Below are 2,593 nucleotides of genomic sequence, written 5' to 3'. Positions count from 1 at the left end.
CAGTTCGCAGCGACCTCGACGCCATGCGCGACGCGGTCGATCCAGGGGATGGGCACCAAAGGTAGCGCGAGTTCACACGCGCCCGGGTTGCCCGAGAGCATAACAGTAAAATCCTGGCCCGCAGGGCCTATGTGGACGCTATGAATTCCAACGATCTGATCTTCCTGGCTCAACCTGGTGGCCGCCTGTCCGGTCGGATTCGCGTACCGGGTGACAAATCGATTTCCCACCGTTCGATCATGCTCGGTTCGCTGGCCGAAGGCGTCACCGAAGTCGAAGGCTTCCTCGAGGGCGAAGACGCCCTGGCGACCTTGCAGGCATTCCGCGATATGGGTGTGGTCATTGAAGGCCCGCACCACGGTCGCGTGACCATTCACGGTGTCGGCCTGCACGGCCTGAAACCTGCGCCGGGCCCGATCTATCTGGGTAACTCCGGCACGTCGATGCGTCTGCTGTCCGGCCTGCTGGCCGCGCAGAACTTCGACAGCACCCTGACGGGCGATGCTTCGCTGTCCAAGCGTCCAATGAATCGCGTGGCCAATCCGCTGCGTGAAATGGGCGCGGTGATCGAAACCGCGGCTGAAGGTCGTCCGCCGATGACCATTCGTGGCGGGCGCAAGCTAAAAGGCCTGACTTACACCATGCCGATGGCCAGTGCTCAGGTGAAGTCCTGCCTGCTGCTTGCCGGCCTGTACGCTGAAGGCAAGACCACCGTCACCGAGCCTGCTCCGACCCGTGACCATACCGAGCGTATGTTGCGCGGTTTCGGTTACTCGGTGTCCGTGGATGGCGCTACGGCTTCGGTCGAGTCCGGCGGCAAACTCACCGCGACTCACATTGAAGTGCCGGGCGACATTTCGTCGTCGGCGTTCTTCCTGGTCGCGGCATCGATCGCTGAAGGTTCGGAGCTGGTGCTCGAACACGTCGGTATCAACCCGACCCGCACTGGCGTGATCGACATCCTGCGCCTGATGGGGGCGGACATCACCCTGGAAAACCAGCGTGAAGTCGGCGGAGAGCCAGTGGCTGACCTGCGCGTGCGAGCAGCTAAACTCAAAGGTATCGAGATTCCTGAAGAGCTGGTTCCGCTGGCCATCGACGAATTCCCGGTGCTGTTCGTGGCGGCGGCGTGTGCCGAAGGCCGTACCGTGCTGACCGGTGCCGAAGAGCTGCGCGTCAAGGAGTCGGATCGCATTCAAGTGATGGCGGACGGCTTGCTGGCACTGGGCGTCAAGTGCCAGCCAACACCGGACGGCATCATCATCGACGGTGGCCAGATTGGCGGCGGCGAAGTGCATGGTCACGGCGATCACCGTATCGCGATGGCTTTCAGTGTGGCCTCCCTGCGCGCCACCGCACCGATCCGCATCCATGACTGCGCTAACGTCGCGACGTCGTTCCCGAACTTCCTCGCGCTGTGCGGGCAGGTCGGTATTCGTGTGGCACAAGAGGCTCAGTCGTGAAAAACATTGCACCGGTCATCACCATTGATGGGCCAAGCGGCTCGGGCAAAGGCACCGTAGCCGGAATTCTGGCCAAGCGTCTGGGCTGGAACCTGCTGGATTCCGGTGCGTTGTACCGCTTGCTGGCATTCGCTGCGCACAACCATGGTGTCGACCTTACCAATGAAGAGCTGCTGAAGAAGCTCGCCGCTCATCTGGATGTGCAGTTCATCGCGGCGACCGACGGTCAGCTGCAGCGCATCATTCTGGAAGGCGATGAAGTCAGCGATGTCATCCGCACTGAAAGCGTCGGTTCCGGCGCCTCTCAGGTGGCGGCATTGCCGGCTGTGCGCGAGGCGCTGCTGCAGCGCCAGCGTGCTTTTCAGGAGGCGCCGGGGCTGGTGGCCGATGGTCGCGACATGGGCACGGTCGTTTTTCCAAGTGCGCCGCTGAAGATTTTCCTGACCGCCAGTGCCGAGGAGCGGGCGCGCCGCCGATATTTGCAGTTGAAGGGCAAAGTCGAGGGTGTTAGTCTGTCGAGTCTGCTAGATGAGATCCGTGCACGCGACGAGCGTGATACCCAGCGAGCGGTAGCCCCGCTAAAACCGGCGGCTGACGCAATACAACTGGATTCCACGGAGTTGTCCATCGATCAGGTGCTTGAACGCATCATGAGCGAGATCGCCATTCGCGATATCGCCGGGTGACCAAGAAGGTTGCAGGGGACCAGTCATAGTCCTGCGGCGCTTCTTCTATATGAAACTAACCCACACCGTCTGGGGTGTGGAGATGGGCGTATCCTTCGCCCTCATTTACAGGAATTAAAATGAGCGAAAGCTTTGCGGAACTCTTTGAAGAAAGCCTAAAAACCCTGAACCTTCAGGCAGGCTCCATCATCAGCGGTGTTATCGTTGATATCGATTACCAAGCTCGCTGGGTAACCGTTCACGCTGGCCTGAAGTCTGAAGCACTCATCCCGCTTGAGCAGTTCTACAACGACGCTGGCGATCTGACTATCAATGTCGGTGACGAAGTTCACGTTGCGCTGGACTCGGTTGAAGACGGTTTCGGTGAAACCAAGCTGTCCCGTGAAAAAGCCAAGCGCGCTGAATGCTGGATCGTTCTGGAAGCAGCCTTCGCAGCTGAGGAAG

The 2,593-nt window shown here is 60.3% G+C and carries 2 protein-coding genes and 1 pseudogene; all 3 read left to right on the top strand.

Annotation, left to right across the window (positions count from 1 at the left end):
• A pseudogene (gene aroA, locus ACIOWA_RS27760) lies at positions 1-1,463 on the top strand (3-phosphoshikimate 1-carboxyvinyltransferase); the annotation flags it as partial.
• The gene (gene cmk, locus ACIOWA_RS27755) at positions 1,460-2,149 is read left to right on the top strand and encodes a (d)CMP kinase (protein WP_339431148.1); all 690 of its coding nucleotides are present in this window, start codon (positions 1,460-1,462) and stop codon (positions 2,147-2,149) included. The pseudogene aroA and the gene cmk, both read left to right, overlap by 4 nt.
• Positions 2,150-2,268: 119 nt before the next feature.
• The coding region (locus ACIOWA_RS27750; RefSeq protein WP_401162905.1) for a S1 RNA-binding domain-containing protein at positions 2,269-2,593 on the top strand (325 nt) is incomplete at its 3' end.

The organism is Pseudomonas sp. NPDC087614, from assembly GCF_044743485.1.
Classification (GTDB): domain Bacteria; phylum Pseudomonadota; class Gammaproteobacteria; order Pseudomonadales; family Pseudomonadaceae; genus Aquipseudomonas; species Aquipseudomonas baetica_A.
This window is presented reverse-complemented; position numbering and strand designations above follow the sequence as displayed.